Here is a 16,553-nt window from a genome sequence, read left to right as displayed (position 1 = left end):
CCTAGCCACGTTCGAGGTATAAATTACGCTCATGAAAATTCGTGCGAATAGCCAATTTATGCTCGGTACCGTGCTGATCAATGGCACGAAAGTGAAGCACATTGCCGACTTTGTATTTTCCCGCATCTTTCGAATACTCGGACAGTGCTTGAACCACGGTCAGATAACCTTCACGATCATTGACGGTTACGCTATATCGCTTCTCTTGCCTTGTTATAGCGTCAGCAGTAAAAGTATGCAGATTACTATTCCCGGAAAAAGGCAAGTACGTTATAAACTCAGTTCGTTCGCGACGAACAAGTGTAATCTCCATATAATTTGTTTTTGATTCATTAAGTTTGTTACCGCCTGCAAAGATATCATCAGCGTTTGGCTCCACTCCATCTACAATCCAGTCGACCAGCCTGATCTGCTGCCCCTTCGGAAACAACCCTAGATAGTAGTTCCAGATACGATTGCCGGGTTCTTCATTGCCCCGCCGCGTCTGAAACCAATCGAACAGTCCAATCGAATAGGTCTCAGGTGTTTGTGCTTCGAGCGTTACGCTGCTGTCATGAACATTGGAAAACGTGGTCGCGTTACTGACGATCCTCACACCGTTCAGAGACAAGCGTGCACCGATCTGGGTCGTACCAGCGCTCGATGAGGATACCCAGAACGTACGTACCTGAGGATGGATGCTGTCATTTTCCAGATCATCGTCTTGAACCTCTCCTGCAGCGGCTGAGGGCGGCGCCTCGATAGTAAACCGCCCTTGCACGATATTCGCGGCCCAGCCGTCGCGCAACGTTTTGCCAGAGCTGTAATGAATCAATTCGATGCTTTCCATCACCTCTGTCGGTACGTGCACAACATCACCATCAGCATCAACCCCGGAAACCAGAACTTGCACTTTCACCTGCATCCGTCCATTAGCGTACAGCGATTTACTGCGAGTATTGTCGCTGGCATCAAACTTGACTTTGAAACTGCCAAGTCCAGCAAGAATGGTCGGACTGGCTTGCTGATTGGGTGTAGCGTCCATGCTTTCACTCATGATGTATTCCTTTGAAGAGTTATATTTAAATATTGGCACCGAAGAAATGCCAACAAAAAAACTACAGACCTTTCAAATAAACAGCAAAGCGAAAAATATAAGAAACATACACTTGCAAGTTTCGGCGGCTCACAGGCTTTTATCCGGAAACCACCATCTTCCAGCAACGAGGGTTAATGCTCGTCGTTATAAACGAACTTCGGCATTTCCCAATGAAAACGTATGGCCAGCAGACGTAACAGAAAACCGCCAAACAGCGTGATCAAAATGGCTTGATCGCTTGCCACATTCAGATAAAGACACAGCATGTAGCACCATGCTGCAGCAAACGACACGCTCGCATACAGTTCGCGCCGAAAGATCAGTGGAATGTCGTTGCAGAAGATATCGCGAAGAATGCCGCCGAATACCCCGGTGATCACCCCGCTGACCGATGCCACCAGCATGCCGTGGCCCATTTCCAGAGCGGTCATGCAGCCGATCAGGGTGAACGCCACCAGACCGACTGCATCGAGTACCAGAAACAGCGAGCGCAGATGGCGCATCCAGCGCGCGGTGAACACGGTGAACATCGCCGCGACCGAGGTCAACACCAGATATTCCGGATGTTTGACCCATGTCAGCGGATAATGCCCCAGCAGCACATCACGAACCGAACCGCCACCCAACGCCGTGACGCAGGCAATCAGCACCACGCCAAACCAGTCCATGCCACGACGGCCCGCAGACAACGCGCCAGTCATGGCTTCAGCAGTAATGGCAATCAGATAGAGCATCAGCAACATGGTGGCGATCCCGGCAGAGAGGCGCGCAGTCTAGCCATTTCGCGCCGGTATCAAAAGAGATGACGTTAACCTCGTTCCAGCCTGAAGCTTCGTTCTTTAAAGTCTGTGCGGATAGCCAGTTTATGTTCAGTGCCAAATTGGTCCAGAGCGGTGAAGCGGAAAACTTCCGATCTGTCGACCGGTGGTTGATCTCGTGCAGCTGGAGACAGTAACTGGACAACCGTCAGTTCTCCGATGCGGTCGTTGACTCGAACCTCGTAGTCCTTCTCATGATAAATATCTCTGATGGCGTCTGGCGTCCAGCCTACGACGTCGGTAAACGGTAACGACACGTCAATACTTTGCCGGTCAGGGCGGATCATAATGCCTGCCTGGAATGCTGCATTCCATCCTTTGGTTTTATTCCCGAAGGCAAAAACAACGTTCTTGTCAGAGCCCTCAGCAATCCAGTCCACCAACTTGACTTGTCGCGCATCGGGATACAAGCCGAGGTAGTATTTGTAAATACGTTGATTTCTAAATCCGCCGTCATACCAGACATCTTGCCAACGGAATTGCTCAACCGCATAGGTTACCGGCAGGATGGCCTCAATGTTGATGCTGCTGTCATGCCTGCTCGACAGAGTTGTGCCGTTACTGCGGATGATTGTGTTATCGAATTTAACGGATGCACCTATCTGGATGGTTTCGACATTTTCGCTGGAAACCCAGAATGTGCGTACGCGTTGCTGGCCCGAAGAATCTTCTTCTCCATCATTCTCCGTAACTGTGGCGGTGGGCGCTACTGCCAAGGTGAAGCGGCCCTGCTCCGTGCTGGCTCGCCAGCCATTGCGCAAGGTTTTGCCGCTGTCATAGTGAATAAGACGAATACTCTCCATGACCTCGTCGGAAACAGCAACGACGTTACCATCGCGATCCACACCCGCCACTACAACCTGGACCTTAACCTGCATGCGCCCATTGGCGTATAGCACTTTGCTCCGACTGGATGCACCCGCGTCAAACTTTACGGCAAAACTACCAATGCTTTCTGCCGCACCTGACTCAACAGATTGCCCCTGTGATGCACTCAACGTTTCACTCATGAACTTCTTCCTTGATAGATATCAAATCGAACACTTCGAGTGTTCGAAAATACAGAGCATCAGTAATAACATGCACCAGGGAAAACTCTTTCCTCAAAAGTGTAAGAAAAAACAAAAAGGCGATCATAACTTCAATTCAAGCGGGGCACTTAATTAAAACTCGTCAAAGCCATTACTTTTTCACGAGCAGAATAAAGGCACATCACTCAATATCAGAATACTGCAACAACAATGTCGGGATAAAATACACTTCGAAAGATTAGCAGGATGTCATTGCAACAGCTGCGACCGACACGTTCCAATGCAGGAGCAACCTGTGGCAGCTCCTGCACAAACCACATCAGAACTTGATGAAATGCTTGCGGTAGTGCTGCAACTCGGCGATCGATTCGCGGATGTCGTCCAGCGCCAGGTGCGTGCTGCCCTTCTTGAAGCTGTCGCGCACGTCCGGCGCCCAGCGCGCAGCCAGTTCCTTGAGCGTGGAGACATCGAGGTTGCGGTAGTGGAAGTAGCTTTCCAGCCCTTTCATGTGCGTATAAAGGAAGCGGCGATCCTGGCAGATGCTGTTGCCGCAGATCGGCGATTTGCCCTTCGGCACCCACTTTTCCAGGAAGGCGATGGTTTCGGCTTCTGCCTCGGCCATGCTGATGCGGCTGTCGCGCACGCGCTGGGTCAGGCCGGAGTTACCGTGGGTGCGGGTGTTCCACTCGTCCATGCGGGCGAGCACTTCGTCGCTGTGGTGGATGGCGATCACCGGTCCTTCGGCCAGCGTGTTGAGATCGCTGTCGGTAACGATGGTGGCCATTTCGATGATGACGTCGTTTTCCGGATCCAGACCGGTCATTTCCAGGTCGATCCAGATCAGGTTCTGCGGGTTTGGCATATTTCGGCTCCTAGGCAATGCTGCGCAGTTTAGCCTAGGCCGCTGGCCGGGCGTGCTAAACTCGCGGCCGTTTTACCTAATCGCTGCATTCTTCAGACGGAACACCCATGGCCAAACGCCAACTCAATCGTCGTCAAAACTGGCGCATCGAAAAGATTCAGGGCGAACGCGCTGCACGCGCCGCCAAACGCGAGTCCTCGGCTGTCGAAGCCCTTGAGGGTGGCGACCTGGGCCCGGAACAAACCGGCCTGGTGATCGCCCACTTCGGTGTCCAGGTCGAGGTCGAGGCGGTTGACGGTGATCAGGCCGGCCAAGTGTTCCGCTGCCACTTGCGCGCGAACCTGCCAGCACTGGTGACCGGTGACACGGTCGTCTGGCGTGCCGGTAACCAAGGCATCGGGGTGATCGTCGCGCAACTGCCGCGTACCACCGAACTGTGCCGCCCGGACAGCCGGGGCCAGCTCAAACCGGTAGCGGCCAACGTCGACATGATCGTCATCGTCTTTGCGCCGCTGCCTGAGCCTCACGCCAACCTGATCGACCGTTATCTGGTCGCCGCCGAACACGCCGGCATCCGACCGTTGCTGCTGCTGAACAAATTCGACCTGATCGACGAGCAGAACGCCCCGGCGCTCAACGCATTGCTGGCGGTGTATCGCACGCTGGGTTATCCGGTGCTGGAAGTCTCGGCGCACCACGGCAACGGTATGGAACAGTTGCAACAGCAACTCGACGGCCGTATCAGCGTATTCGTCGGTCAGTCCGGTGTCGGCAAGTCGTCGCTGGTCAACAGCCTGCTGCCTGAAGTTGAAACCCGTGTCGGGCCGTTGTCCGAACTGTCCGGCCAGGGCACGCACACGACGACCACCGCGCGACTGTTCCACTTCCCGGGCGGTGGCGAGTTGATCGACTCCCCGGGTATTCGTGAATTCGGCCTGGGCCACGTCAGTCGCGCCGATGTCGAAGCCGGTTTCATCGAATTCGATGATTTGCTCGGCACTTGCCGTTTCCGCGACTGCAAGCATGATCGCGAACCGGGCTGTGCACTGCTCAAGGCACTCGAAGACGGACGGATCCAGCAGCAGCGGATGAATAGCTACCGCTCGATCATCGCCAGCTTGCCGGAAAACGGCTACTAAATAGCCAGACACAAAAAAGCCGCGATCATCTCGCGGCTTTTTTTTGCCTCAAACGCTGGGTGGCGGCTTTGGCACAGCCGTCTTCGGCTCAGGCTTTTGAAACGCATACAAATGCTGACGCACGATCCCGCCCGGCAATTCCTTGCCGAACACGCCATAACGCACCGGCCACTCTTTGGGCGGCAATTTGAAGGTGCCAAACAGCATGTCCACCAGCGGCGTGTGGATCGCGTAGTTCTTGTAGATGTAATCCTTGTGCCGGGCGTGGTGCCAATGGTGATAGCGCGGCAGCACGATCAGGTAATTCAGCCAGCCGCCGTTGATCCGCACGTTGGCGTGGGCGAGCACCGCCTGAACACCGACCAGAATCACATAAGCGTTCAAGGCTTGAGGGGCAAAACCCAGCAGCATCAACGGCACCAGTACGCCGGTGCGGGTGAGCAGGATTTCGATGAAGTGCACGCGCGAACCGGCGAGCCAGTCCATGTGCGTGCTGGAGTGATGCACCGCGTGGATGCGCCACAGCCACGGCACCACATGGTAGAGCCGGTGCAGCCAGTATTGGCCGAGATCGGCGACCAGGATCGCCAACAGAAACTGCACCACCAGCGGCAGGCTTTGCACACTTGCCTGCAAGCTCGGCGACATCGCCCAACCAGCGATGTAGCTCGAGGAGGCGGTGATGAAGATCAGGATGAACTGCACCAGCATGTGGCTGACGAAAAAGTAGGTCAGGTCGGTGCGCCAGTGCGGGCGCAGGATATTTTGTTCGGGATCCTTGGAATAGAGCTTCTCCAGCGGAATGAACACGATCGCCGACACCAGCAGCGCCAGCACAAACCAGTCCAGACCGAGCGAGTACGGGGTCTGCCCGATCGAGCTGACCTGGACATTGGTGCCCCCGAGGAATACCGCCAGCCCCGACGCCACCAATCCGGTAATCCCCAGACGTTTGCGCTTGTTGAGCAGGATATTCAGGGTGCCGAGGCTGAACGACAGCACCAGACCGAGCAACAGCGTGGTGCGCGCGAACTGCTCGTCATAGACCTTGCGCAGTTCGGCCGTGGTCAGCCACTCGGGAAACAGGAAACAGAACACCGCCAACAGGCTCAACAGCCCGAGGGTGGCCGAAATATAGCCACTGACCCGCCCCTCGCCAAATTTGAAGGGTGCGTTGCCATGCCGTTGAAAATAGGCTTTGAGTCTTTCCATTAACTGATCTTCCGTGATTGCGAAAACTGCGACTGGTCATTGCGACGCAGGCAGAAACAAAAAAGCCACGGTGACCGTGGCTTTTTGTCGATTACTGCTTGGGCGCAGGCGCCGGTGCAGTGGTTGCTGGCGGTGGCGCCGCACTCCCCGGTTCCGCCGGTTTCGGCGCGGCGTCATCAAACAGATTCAACCGTTCACGCAACTCATGCGCCGGCACCGGCTGCTGGTCCGCCGGCAGCGCATTCGGATCAACCGGTGTCGCCGGAGCGGCGCCGTTCTGACCTTGATCTGCAGGTTTCGCAGGATCGGCACCTTGCGAACCTTCGATCGCCGCTTGAGCCTTTTTGGTCAGCACGACGATGTCGATGCGGCGGTTGACCGGGTTGAACGGGTTTTCCTTGTCGAACAGTGCCGACGAGGCATAACCGACGACCCGCGCCACTTGCGCATCCGGATAGCTACCGGCGATCAGCGCACGACGGGCAGCGTTGGCACGGTTGGCCGACAGTTCCCAGTTACCGAAATCGCCAGTGCCAGTGTATGGCTTGGCGTCGGTGTGGCCGCTGATGCTGATCTTGTTCGGCACCGCTTTGATGGTGTCGGCCATGGCCAGCAGGATGTCTTCGAAATACGGCTTCAGGCGTGCAGAACCGGAGTCGAACATCGGCCGGTTCTCGGCGTCCATGATCTGGATACGCAAGCCATTCGGCGTGATTTCGAAGAGGATCTGATCCTTGAATTTCTGCAGTTGCGGGTTCTCGTCGACCTTGTTCTGCAGTTCTTGCAGCAGCAGTTCGAGGCGCTCTTTCTCGACCATTTCGGCCATGCCTTCAACTTGTTCGGTGTCGACGGTGACCTTGTCCGGTTGCGGCTGGGATTTCACCTCAGGGTTGAGGGTATTTTCCGGGGCCAGGGTCGGTGTGCCACCCAGGTCGATGATGTACGGCGTGCCGCTTTCGGAAAAGCCGACCGGGTCTTTGAAGTAACCGGCGATGGCGATCTTCTGCTCCGGCGTTGCGGTGGACAGCAACCACAGCACCAGAAAGAACGCCATCATCGCCGTGGCGAAGTCGGCGAAGGCGATTTTCCACGCCCCGCCGTGATGCCCGCCGGCTATGCGCTTGACGCGCTTGATGATAATCGGCTGATTATTTTCCATGGCTTAGCGACCGCGAACGGCTTGTTCCAGCTCGGCAAAGCTTGGACGGTGGGCCGGGTACAGCACCTTGCGACCGAACTCGACCGCCAGCGACGGCGGCATGCCGGAAGCCGAAGCCACCAGCGAAGCCTTGATGGCTTCGTAGACGTTCAGCTCTTCCTTGGCATCGTGGGCCAGGGAATGCGCCAACGGACCGAAGAAACCGTACGCCGCCAGAATACCGAAGAAGGTACCGACCAGTGCTGCACCAACGTGCAGGCCGATGGATTTCTGATCGCCTTCACCCAGCGAGGCCATGGTCACCACGATACCGAGTACCGCCGCAACGATACCGAAACCCGGCATGGCGTCGGCAATGCCGTTCACCGCATGGGATGGGTGCTCAAGGTCTTCTTTCAGGCTGTACAGTTCCATGTCGAACAGGCCTTCCAGCTCGTGCGGAGCCATGTTGCCGGAGGACATGATGCGCAGGTAATCGCAGATAAACGCGGTCATGCGTTCATCTTTAAGCACCGCCGGGTACTTGGCGAAGATCGGGCTCGCGGCGGCATCTTCGATGTCGCCCTCGATGGCCATCATGCCTTCGCGGCGGCTCTTGTTGAGGATCTCGTAGATCAGCCCCAGCACTTCCAGATAGAACGTGTGGGTGAAGCGCGAACTGAACATGCTCAGGGATTTCTTGAGCACGTGCATCGTCATGTAGCCGGGGTTGGCCTGCAGGAATGCACCGAGTGCAGCACCACCGATGATCAACACCTCGAAGGGCTGGATCAGGGCGGCAATCTTGCCGTGGGAGAGCACGTATCCGCCGAGCACGCTCGCGAATACGACGATGATGCCGATAATTTTAGCCATAGGTAGAAAGTACTTACTTAAGTCGGGTTCAAGGTCATATTCGGAAGTTAAAAAATCTCTTCTTCTACTTATCGGCAAAACTGCGCCAGACTATAGCCAGTTCAGGCGAAAAGCCAATTTAGCCCATGCCGGGCGCGTCTACAGTCAGTGAAGATCCCGTCCAGACATGGCTAATGAAACGAACGTCCCACACGCAAAACCGACCACGCTCGACGGCTGGGTAAAGTTGCTCGATGGCGTGCGACTGCCCGTCCCGCAAGAGGCTCACGACAAAGTCTGCCGCGCGATCCGTGACAATCGCAGCTCGCTGCGCGATATCGCCGACCTGATGCAGGACAGCCCGGCACTGGCCTTGAGCATCATCCGTGAGGCGAATCGTCACACCCACGGCACCATGGCCACGCCAGCGGAAAATCTCGAGGTAGCGATCAATCGTCTGGGCCTCGCCCGCACCGAAGAGCTGCTGACGCGCTTGCCCGCCGAACCGCTGATGCAAATCCCCAAGGCCCTGCGCCAACTGCAAATGATCAGCCAGCACGCGACGCAACAGGCCAACGGTTTTTTCGCCAGTCGCCTGGCGCGGCTGTGGCAGGACATTCATTGGGGCAGCCTGCTGTTTCTGTCGCCGCTGTGGCCCTTGGCGCTGACGTATCCGCAATTGCTTGAAGAGTGGGAGCTGCGGGTTATCCACAAGGGCGAATCGGCCCGCGTGGTCGAAAAGCAACTGTTCGGCGTATGCCTGCTGAAAATCGCTGACGCTTTGGTGCAGGCCTGGCATCTGCCGATCTGGGTGCAGCAGGGCTACAAGCTGTTGCTCAGTGAGCAGCGCGAACTGGTGAAAGTGCTGCGTATTGCTCGCGACAGCGAACATCCGCTGCGTCAGCAAAACCGCCTCGACGATGACCCGACCCTGCGCCGCTGGCTCAATCAACCGGCCAATACCGTGCTGCTGGCCAATGGTCTGGCGCTGTCGGCGCAACAGGCCTGGGACAGTCCGCACAGCGAACGCTGGCAATACCTGACCAGCCTTTATCTGCAAATCCCGATGGACGACGTGCAACAACAGTTGCACCAGCAAGCCGCGAACAGCGCGCGCCAGCATGCGATGCCGGATCTGTGGCATCCGGCGGTTTCGTTGTTGTGGCCATTGGGCACTCGTCGCTTGCCGGCCGGCATGCTGCCCGCCGCCGCGCCAAGCGCTGAAGACCTGGGCCAGTGGCGCAAGCAATGTGCCGAACTGCTCGCCGAACCGAGCCGCTTCACCAATGCCATGAGCCTGACCGTCGCCGCTCGCGATGCACTGGTCGCCAGCGGCATGCGCCGGGTGATGATCCTGATGGCCGATCGCACGCAGTCGAATCTGCGCGTGAATCAAACCGCCGGGCTGCCGAAAGAAGCGGCGGCGCTGAATTTTGTCGTCAGCCAGAGCAGCGTGCTGCAACGGCTGTTGGCGCAACAGGCGCAGGTGCGGATTACCCCGGACAACAACGCGCAGTTCTCCGCGCTGCTGCCACCGAGCCTGCGCACGCTGTTTCGGGGCGAGCATCTATTCCTGCGCTCTCTGGTCAACAATGGCCGGGTGATCATGATCGTTGTCGCCGATCAGGGCGGTGGACCGTTCGCCGACATCACTGTGCAAGCCTTTGGCAAAACCGCGCAGTGCATCGAAAAGGCCCTGCACAGCTTTAGCAGCCGTGCCCGATGAGGCTGCGCTACAATCCCCCCTTTGTGCTCTGGAGACCTCACATGTCTGACTTCTCTGGCTTGCCGCTCGTCATCGAGCCGAGCGACCTGCTCCCGCGCCTCGAATCCCCTGAACTGATTCTGGTGGATCTGACCAGTGCCGCCCGCTATACCGAAGGTCATCTGCCCGGCGCACGCTTTGTCGACCCGAAACGCACTCAGCTCGGCCAGCCGCCAGCGCCGGGCCTGCTGCCGGCCAAAGCTGATCTGGAGGCGCTGTTCGGTGAATTGGGCCATCGCAAAGACGCGGTCTACGTGGTCTATGACGACGAAGGCGGTGGCTGGGCCGGGCGCTTCATCTGGCTGCTCGACGTGATCGGTCACGACAAGTACCACTATATAGACGGTGGTCTGCCGGCGTGGCTGGCGGATGGCATGCCGATGTCGATCCAGGTACCGGCAGCCGTTGGCGGCCCATTGTCGTTGACCCTGCACGAAGCGCCGACCGCCACCCGCGAATACCTGCAAAGCCGTCTCGGTGCTGCCGATCTGGCGATCTGGGATGCGCGCGGTCCACTGGAGTACTCCGGCGAGAAAGTACTGGCCGCCAAGGCCGGGCACATCCCCGGTGCGGTCAACTTCGAATGGACCGCCGGCATGGACAAGGCGCGTCAGCTGCGCATTCGCACGGACATGCCGCAGATTCTCGAAGACCTCGGGATCACCAAGGACAAAGAAATCATTACCCACTGCCAGACCCATCACCGGTCGGGCTTCACTTATCTGGTGGCCAAGTCCCTCGGTTATCCGCGGGTCAAAGGCTACGCCGGTTCCTGGGGCGAATGGGGCAACCACCCTGACACGCCAGTCGAGATTTAAGGTTTTTTAAGGACAACCAATGAAAGAGCGTCTGTTTATCCTCAGCCAGTACCTGCTGCCTCATCACCTGCTGTCGCGCCTGGCTGGCTGCGTTGCCGAGTGCCGCGTGCGCTGGTTCAAGAATGCCTTCACCCAGTGGTTCGCCAAGCGCTATCAGGTGGACATGTCGCAAGCGCTGGTCGAAGACCTGACCGCTTACGAACACTTCAACGCCTTCTTCACCCGTGCCCTGAAAGACGGCGCGCGTCCGCTGGACGAAACCCCGGGCGCGATCCTCAGCCCAGCCGACGGTGCGGTCAGCCAGCTTGGCCCGATCGAACACGGTCGCGTGTTCCAGGCCAAGGGCCACAGCTTCAGCGTGCTCGAACTGCTCGGCGGTGATGCGGCCAATGCGGCGCCGTTCATGGGCGGCGACTTCGCCACCATCTACCTGTCGCCAAAGGATTACCACCGTGTGCACATGCCACTGGCCGGCACCCTGCGCGAAATGGTCTATATCCCGGGGCGGATTTTCTCGGTCAACCAGACCACGGCTGAAAACGTTCCGGAACTGTTCGCCCGCAACGAGCGTGTGGCGTGCATTTTCGACACCGAGCGCGGGCCGATGGCGGTGGTGCTGGTGGGCGCGATGATCGTCGCTTCGATCGAAACCGTGTGGGCCGGTCTGGTCACGCCGCCAAAGCGTGAACTGAAAACCTTCCGCTATGACGAAGCCGCGCGTGCGCCGATCCATCTGGAAAAAGGTGCCGAACTGGGTCGCTTCAAGCTGGGTTCGACCGCCATCGTACTGTTTGGGCCGGATCAGGTGAAATGGGCTGAAGAACTGGTCGCTGGTTCGCCTGTGCAGATGGGCCAGGGCCTGGCGCTGCCAAAAGCCTGATTGACCGCTGCGGGAGTCGCCTCAGGCGCTCCCGCAGATTACGTTATTTGCTGCTATGGTTTTTGGCATGAGCCAGACCATCTCCCCGCCGTCCCTTCAAGCACCAACACCGTCGCAAACGCGCCTGTCGTTTTGCGAAGCTTCCCCGCGTGATCTCAAGCGCTGGATCGCTGACCTGCCCAAGGCCAACATCGGCGAAACCGCCCGCCTGCTGTATCAAGGCCTGGGCGAACTCAACCAGCTGCTCACCCCCAGTGACAACCGTCTCAACCTGCTTGAGTTGCTGCGACCCGAGGTTTATTTCGTCTGCCAGCATCTGGAGCGGCACTTCCTGCATCAAGCGATCATGCTCGACGAGCGCTCGCGCAAGATCAGCAACCTGTGCCAGGCGCTGCAAAGCCATCTGGCCATCGGCTACAAACAGATCGTATTGCGGATTGCGCCGAAGTACAGCAAGGATCGTGCAGCGCTGGTCAGTATGGCTCTGCAACGTGCCGCCCATGCACTCAAAGGCCAACTGCTGCGCGCCACGCAGCTGTATAGCTCGCCGCCGGAGCAGCTGTGGTTCGAACTGCATCAGTTGTACCTCAGCGCCGCTGAATTACAACTGCAACACCGACGCGTGCGTGACGACCTGGCCAGCCTCACCACAGAATTGAGCCTTGAACAGACCTACATCGCCGCACTCTTGCTGGGCAGCGCCCGGTGCAATCAGTTGCGGCAGAACCAGATCGCCCGGCTCGCCGAAGTGCTGGAGCCGTGGAGCGCGCTGCTCAAGCTGCATCCCGCCAGCCCGGACGCAGGCTTGTTGGCGATCAGCGCAGAACTGGATGCAGGCCCGCGCTACCGCAGCATGTTTCGTCGCGAGCAACAGCGCGGGTTGCTCGGTTTCGATCCACAGCCGCTGGTGAACGCCATCGAAGCGCATTTGCAGCATCAGGACACTTCGACCCCCTTGCCCGTCCCGGCAGGGCTGAGCTTCGACACCCTGCAGCACCTGCACGCGACTTGGGGCCAGACGGCCGAACGCAGTTTTCAGCGCACCGTCGGCCAGGGTCATCTGACCGTGTGCGTCGGCATGAGCGCCCTGCACTTCTACCTCGGCGGCGAGCGCAGTTTCAGCGACCTGCTCAAACATCCCGGAGCGCGCTCGGCGAACTTCAGCCGTGCCGTCGCCAAAGGTGAAAAGGACAGTTGGAGCCAGGCCTTCGACGCTGCGCCGCAGAGCCAGTCTGAGGAGTTTTTACCCTATGAGGAGATTCAGTACGACCATTTGCTTGAGGATGAAAGCCACACCGACAGCACACCGCATTACCCGATCTACGCCCTGCCGGTGATCAATCACAGCCCCGGTGGTTACTGCCTGTCGTGGCCAAATGAAGTGCCCGCAGAATTGCAGGCCGGCGAAATGCTCGGGATTCAGGACAGTGTCAGTCAGGGATGGAGCATCGCGGTCATTCGCTGGATACGTCAGGTGCGCGGCGGCGGCACGCAAATGGGCATTGAACTGGTGGCGCCACATGCACAGCCGTGCGGCTTGCAACTGGTGCGTTCGCGGGACGATCACAGTCAATATCTGCGCGGATTACTGTTACCGGAGATCAGTGCGATCGATGTGCCGGCGACCCTGCTGGCACCGCGCTTGCCGTTTCAGGAGGGCAGCAAGGTGTTGATCAACACCCAGGGCGAAGAGCACCGCGCCGGACTGGATCGACGGGTGGCGAGTACGCATAGCTTCAATCAGTTTGCCTATCGCTCACTGGAGGCCGCGCAGAATGGCGGGAGCGAGGAGGATTTTGACTCGCTGTGGAAGTCGCTTTAAGTACCCGCCGATGGATCGGCGGCGCTACATTCGCGAGCAGGCTCGCTCCCACATTGGAATGCATTTCAACTGTGGGAGCGAGCCTGCTCGCGAAGGAGTCGTTTCAGGCAACAGAGAACTCAGAGCTGCCCGTCGCGATCACGGAAGCCCAGCAGATACAACACGCCATCCAGACCCAACGTCGAGATCGCCTGCTTCGCCGACTGCTTGACCAGTGGCTTGGCACGGAACGCCACGCCCAGCCCGGCAATTGCCAGCATCGGCAGATCATTCGCGCCGTCGCCGACCGCAATGGTCTGCTCCAGACGCAAACCTTCCTTGTGCGCCAGCTCTTTCAACAGATCAGCCTTGCGCTGCGCATCGACAATCGGCTCGATCGCCACGCCGGTGCACTTGCCATCGACCACTTCAAGTTCGTTGGCAAACACATAGTCAATGCCGAGCTTGGCCTGCAACTGCTTGGCGAAGTAGGTGAAACCACCGGACAGGATCGCGGTTTTGTAGCCCAGACGCTTGAGTTCGGCGAACAAGGTTTCAGCGCCCTCGGTCAGACGCAGCGAGGCGCCAATCGAATCCAGCACGCTGACATCCAGGCCTTTGAGCAAGGCCAGGCGCTCCTTGAAACTGGCGCGGAAGTCCAGTTCACCGGCCATGGCGCGCTCGGTGATTTCAGATACCTGCTCGCCCACCCCGGCCGCCTTGGCCAGTTCGTCGATGACTTCGGCTTCAATCAGGGTCGAGTCCATGTCGAACACCGCCAGGCGACGGTTGCGACGAAACAGCGAATCTTCCTGGAAGGCGATGTCGACATTCAGCTCTTGGGCAACGCTGAGGAATTCGGCACGCAGCGCTTGCGGATCAGCCGCTTCGCCACGCACGGAGAACTCGATGCAGCCCTTGCCCTTGTCCGCTGGCGTGTCCAGTGGCATGCGACCCGACAGACGGTCGATGTGATCGATGTTCAGGCCATATTTGGCAGTGATCGAGCTGACCGCCTGCAATTGGCCAGCGGTCACTTTGCGAGTCAGCAGGGTGACGATGTGGCGCTTCTTGCCCTGATTGCCCACCCATTGCTGGTAATCCTCTTCGGACACCGGGGTGAAGCGCACCTGCTGGTCGAGCTCGTAGCCCTTGAACAGGATGTCCTTGAGCACGGATTTACCTTGCTCCGAATCGGGAATTTCAACCAGGATGCCGAACGACAGGGTGTCGTGGATCACCGCCTGACCGATGTCGAGAATGTTCACACCACCCTGTGCCAGAACACCGGTAATGGCTGCCGTCAGACCCGGACGGTCGACTCCCGTGATGTTAATCAGGACGATTTCGCGCAACGCGCACCCCCGCAACTGGAAAAAAACCGCATTCTACCCACTTTCAGTGACCATCGGGCACCGCGAGCGCTTTGCCGGTCTAGGGCCTGTCGCTATACTGCGCGTCAACTTCACGGACAAAAGAGCCGAGCTCAGTGAACCGGCCCACGCCAGTTAAAACCGATAACTTCTTCCTGCTGATCTTCCGTGCACTGCGCCACCGCCGTGTACCGATTGCATTGCGCATTGCCAGCCATAACGTGATCCTGGTCGCTCTGGCCCTGGTGATCTATGCCGGCGTGATGGGTTTGCAATTCAAGCAGGCCATGCACCAGCAGGCCGATGCGCTGGGCGAAAGCCTGACCACGCAGACCGCGACCTCTGCCACCGAGCTGTTGGTGTCCAACGACATCCTCAGCCTCAACGTGCTGCTCAACAACCTGACCAAGAACAAACTGGTGGCCCACGCGGCGATCTACAGCGTGGATAACCGCATCCTCGCCGAGTCCGGTCAGCGGCCCAAGCACAGCCTGCTGGGCGAAGCCGAAGGCATGTACGAGAGCAAGATCACTTTTCAGGACGTGACCGCCGGGCAACTGCGCATCAGCCTGGACATGGATCAGTTCCAGCAGCCGATGACCATCAGCCTGCAAAGCATGGGCATTCTCAGCGGGATTCTGCTGGCACTGTCGCTGGCCCTGAGCCTGCGCATGGGCCGCTACCTGTCGACGCCGCTGCTGCAATTGCGCGTCTGGTTGCGCCGTATCGACGAGCACACGCCGGGCATCGATCGTCAGGATGAGATTGGCGATCTGGCGCGTCAGCTGCACGCCAACTACGCGCCGGAGCCTGCACCGGAACCGGAGCCTGAGTTCGAGGACGAAGAAGACGAGCCGGAATTCGAGGTGCGCAACTTGCGTGATCCGAGTTTCGACGAAACCCGTCCGATGGCCGCGCAGAAGCCTGCACCGCGGCATCTGGTCAGCACCGTCGAAGACGATGATGACGATGACGCATTCGCCGACCTGCGCGACGAGTCGCTCAATGGCGCGCCCCAACCCGTTATCCGCCAACCGTCGCCAAGCGTGCCGCAGCACACCGCCGTACTGGCCGTGCAACTGGGCTCTCAGGAGCAACTGCGCCGCTTGCCACGGGCACGCCTGGAAGAATTGCAGGAGCGCTATCGCGACTGCCTCGATCAGGCCGCTTCGTTGTATCAGGGCGAAATCGAAACCCTGAACGACGGCAGCACGCTGATGCTGTTCCACACCGAAGACAGCGGTGACGATTACCTGACCAACGCGATCTGCTGCGGCGAGTTGCTGCGGGCCTTGGGTCATCAGTTGCAGATTGAAGTCGCGGACAGCGGCATCACCCTGCAGTTGCAACTGGGCCTGACCTTGGGCGATGAGTTGTTCGGCTTGAGCCAGATCGATCTGTTGCTGACCGATTCGGCGCAGGATGCATTGGCTCTGTCACAACACAGCCGCAATCTGCTGCTGGTTGAACGCAAGATCGGCGACGATGCGCTGATCCGTCAGCGTGCGCGGATTCGGCCGATTGCCAGCCCTGAGGGTGCTTGCTGCGTCGAGCGGTTGATGGAGCCTTATCCATCGATGCTCGAGCGGCAACTGGCGCGGATGCATGAGCGCCGGGCTTAAGCTTTAAGCCTGAAACACAGAAGCCCGCAGACGAGTGATTGTCTGCGGGCTTTTTTGTGGATGACTGAAAAGCCCCTCACCCTAGCCCTCTCCCCGAGGGAGAGGGGACTGATTGGGGGATATTGGAGAGCTACACCGACTTGAGCGCCCTGCTGTGAATC

The 16,553-nt window shown here is 58.5% G+C and carries 14 protein-coding genes; 6 read left to right on the top strand and 8 right to left on the bottom strand.

The window, feature by feature from the left end:
• Position 1: 1 nt before the first annotated feature.
• From AB4N44_RS20015 to orn, 4 genes are all read right to left on the bottom strand, one after another.
• Positions 2–1,036, bottom strand: coding sequence for a hypothetical protein (locus tag AB4N44_RS20015; protein ID WP_150750086.1), 1,035 nt, complete (start codon positions 1,034–1,036; stop codon positions 2–4).
• A gap of 173 nt (positions 1,037–1,209) precedes the next feature.
• A complete protein-coding gene (locus AB4N44_RS20010; protein WP_127925605.1) occupies positions 1,210–1,821 on the bottom strand; it encodes a trimeric intracellular cation channel family protein in 612 nt (203 codons plus the stop codon).
• Positions 1,822–1,886: 65 nt separating this feature from the next.
• Positions 1,887–2,906, bottom strand: a complete 1,020-nt coding sequence (locus AB4N44_RS20005) for a hypothetical protein (protein WP_127925604.1) — start codon at positions 2,904–2,906, stop codon at positions 1,887–1,889.
• A 340-nt stretch (positions 2,907–3,246) separates the two neighbouring features.
• The gene (orn, locus tag AB4N44_RS20000) at positions 3,247–3,789 is read right to left on the bottom strand and encodes an oligoribonuclease (protein WP_016985703.1); all 543 of its coding nucleotides are present in this window, start codon (positions 3,787–3,789) and stop codon (positions 3,247–3,249) included.
• Positions 3,790–3,896: 107 nt separating this feature from the next.
• On the opposite strand from orn, the gene rsgA reads away from it, so the two are divergent.
• The gene (gene rsgA, locus AB4N44_RS19995; RefSeq protein ID WP_038360332.1) at positions 3,897–4,928 is read left to right on the top strand and encodes a small ribosomal subunit biogenesis GTPase RsgA; all 1,032 of its coding nucleotides are present in this window, start codon (positions 3,897–3,899) and stop codon (positions 4,926–4,928) included.
• Between the two features lie 48 nt (positions 4,929–4,976).
• Here the strand turns inward: rsgA and AB4N44_RS19990 are convergent, their stop codons facing one another.
• The 3 genes from AB4N44_RS19990 to motA form a co-directional block, all read right to left on the bottom strand.
• On the bottom strand, positions 4,977–6,140 hold the full coding sequence (locus AB4N44_RS19990) for a sterol desaturase family protein (protein ID WP_455807497.1): 1,164 nt from the start codon (positions 6,138–6,140) through the stop codon (positions 4,977–4,979).
• A 91-nt stretch (positions 6,141–6,231) separates the two neighbouring features.
• Positions 6,232–7,299, bottom strand: a complete 1,068-nt coding sequence (gene motB, locus AB4N44_RS19985) for a flagellar motor protein MotB (RefSeq protein WP_150750091.1) — start codon at positions 7,297–7,299, stop codon at positions 6,232–6,234.
• Positions 7,300–7,302: 3 nt separating this feature from the next.
• Complete coding sequence (motA, locus tag AB4N44_RS19980; RefSeq protein WP_053116758.1) at positions 7,303–8,154, bottom strand: flagellar motor stator protein MotA; 852 nt, start codon at positions 8,152–8,154, stop codon at positions 7,303–7,305.
• 166 nt (positions 8,155–8,320) lie between these two features.
• Between motA and AB4N44_RS19975 the strand changes: the two genes are divergently transcribed.
• From AB4N44_RS19975 to AB4N44_RS19960, 4 genes are all read left to right on the top strand, one after another.
• Entirely contained in the window at positions 8,321–9,859 is a 1,539-nt protein-coding gene (locus AB4N44_RS19975; RefSeq protein WP_150750092.1) for an HDOD domain-containing protein, read from the top strand.
• Between the two features lie 41 nt (positions 9,860–9,900).
• Positions 9,901–10,716 carry a thiosulfate sulfurtransferase gene (rhdA, locus tag AB4N44_RS19970; RefSeq protein ID WP_127925600.1) on the top strand — a complete coding sequence of 272 codons (816 nt, stop codon included), beginning with the start codon at positions 9,901–9,903 and terminating at the stop codon, positions 10,714–10,716.
• Positions 10,717–10,735: 19 nt separating this feature from the next.
• Positions 10,736–11,596 carry an archaetidylserine decarboxylase gene (gene asd, locus AB4N44_RS19965; RefSeq protein WP_008079215.1) on the top strand — a complete coding sequence of 287 codons (861 nt, stop codon included), beginning with the start codon at positions 10,736–10,738 and terminating at the stop codon, positions 11,594–11,596.
• 67 nt (positions 11,597–11,663) lie between these two features.
• Complete coding sequence (locus AB4N44_RS19960; protein ID WP_460107870.1) at positions 11,664–13,418, top strand: molecular chaperone; 1,755 nt, start codon at positions 11,664–11,666, stop codon at positions 13,416–13,418.
• Between the two features lie 119 nt (positions 13,419–13,537).
• Here the strand turns inward: AB4N44_RS19960 and serB are convergent, their stop codons facing one another.
• Positions 13,538–14,752, bottom strand: a complete 1,215-nt coding sequence (gene serB, locus AB4N44_RS19955) for a phosphoserine phosphatase SerB (protein WP_008079219.1) — start codon at positions 14,750–14,752, stop codon at positions 13,538–13,540.
• 134 nt (positions 14,753–14,886) lie between these two features.
• Here serB and AB4N44_RS19950 point away from each other — a divergent pair, with 134 nt between their 5' ends.
• Complete coding sequence (locus AB4N44_RS19950) at positions 14,887–16,392, top strand: AhpA/YtjB family protein (RefSeq protein WP_127925598.1); 1,506 nt, start codon at positions 14,887–14,889, stop codon at positions 16,390–16,392.
• The last annotated feature ends 161 nt before the right edge of the window (positions 16,393–16,553 follow it).

The organism is Pseudomonas sp. S3_C06 (assembly GCF_054667675.1).
The sequence above is the reverse complement of the archived record's forward strand: the minus strand, read 5'-3'. Positions and strand labels throughout refer to the sequence as shown.